Consider the following 1,308-nt stretch of genomic DNA (forward strand, 5'->3'; position numbering starts at 1 on the left):
CTCCGGAGAGAGTGGCCCGCGCCGTCGTCGACGCGGTGGAACGCGACCGGCGCGAGGTCTTCGTGCCCCGGTGGCTCCGCGTGCCCGCCCGGGTGCGGGGGCTGGCCCCGGCGGTCACCGACGCGTTGCAGCGCCGTTTCGGGTGAACTCCGCGCCCGGGTGGTACCCGGACCCCTCGGTCACAGACCCCGCGCCGCGCGCAGCGACTCTTTGAGCGATCCCATCGTCGCCAGCACCGACGTCGGCTCGTACCCGCAGTGCGCCATGCAGTTCGCGCATCGCGGGTCGCGGCCCCGGCCGTACTTCTCCCACTCGGTCGTCTCGACCAGCTCGCGGTAGGTCTCCGCGTACCCGTCGCTCATCAGGTAGCACGGCCTCTGCCAGCCGAACAACGAGTACGACGGCACGCCCCACGCGGTGCACCCGAAGTCCACCTTGCCCTCGAGGAAGTCGAGGAACAGCGGCGAGTGGTTGAGCCGCCAGCGCGAGCGGTTGCCGCCCGCGAAAGCCTTGCGGAACAGTTCCCGCGTCTCCTCGACCCCGAGGAAGTGCTCCTGGTCCGGCGCCTTCTCGTAGGCGTAGGCCGGAGAGATCATCATTTCGTCGACCTCGAGGTCGTCGTTGAGGTAGTCGAGCACCTCGATGACGCTGGCCGGGGTGTCGGTGTTGAACACCGTCGTGTTCGTGGTGACCCGGAACCCCCGGCGCTTGACCTCCCGGACGGCCTCGACCACCTCGTCGAACACGCCCTCCTTGTCCACCGCCGCGTCGTGCCGCTCGCGCAGCCCGTCGACGTGCATGGCGAAGGCGAAGTACTTCGACGGGCGCAGGTCGAGCTTGTCGATCTTCTTGCGCAGCAGCGCGGCGTTCGTGCACAGGAACACGTACTTCTTGCGCCGCACCAGCTCGTTCACCATCGTGTCGATGTCCGGGTGCATCAGCGGTTCACCGCCCGCGATGGACACCATCGGCGCGCCGCACTCCTCGATCGCGGCGACGGCCTGCTCCACCGGCATCCGCTGCTTGAGCACACTGGCCGGATGCTGGATCTTGCCGCACCCCGGACAGCCGAGGTTGCACGCGAACAGCGGTTCCAGCTCCACGATCAGAGGGAACTTCTCCCGCCTCTTCAGTTTCTGCGCCACCAGGTAACGCGCGATGCGCACACTCTGGTGCAGGGGCATGTTCATCGGTACCGCACCTCCTCGCCAGTGCCGGATTCGCCCATCTCCCCCCTCCGTTCCGCCCAGCGCCGCAACGCCGGACCGGCCCGCCGCAGCGCCGCGAGCGCCGCGAGACCGCCGGGCA

At 69.1% G+C, this 1,308-nt stretch carries 1 protein-coding gene; it reads right to left on the reverse strand.

From position 1 onward, the window contains the following. Positions 1-179: 179 nt before the first annotated feature. Positions 180-1,190, reverse strand: coding sequence for an adenosyl-hopene transferase HpnH (hpnH, locus tag SACSA_RS0116495; RefSeq protein WP_019818822.1), 1,011 nt, complete (start codon positions 1,188-1,190; stop codon positions 180-182). Positions 1,191-1,308 lie beyond the last annotated feature (118 nt).

Source organism: Saccharomonospora saliphila YIM 90502 (genome assembly GCF_000383795.1).
GTDB classification, from domain to species: domain Bacteria; phylum Actinomycetota; class Actinomycetes; order Mycobacteriales; family Pseudonocardiaceae; genus Saccharomonospora; species Saccharomonospora saliphila.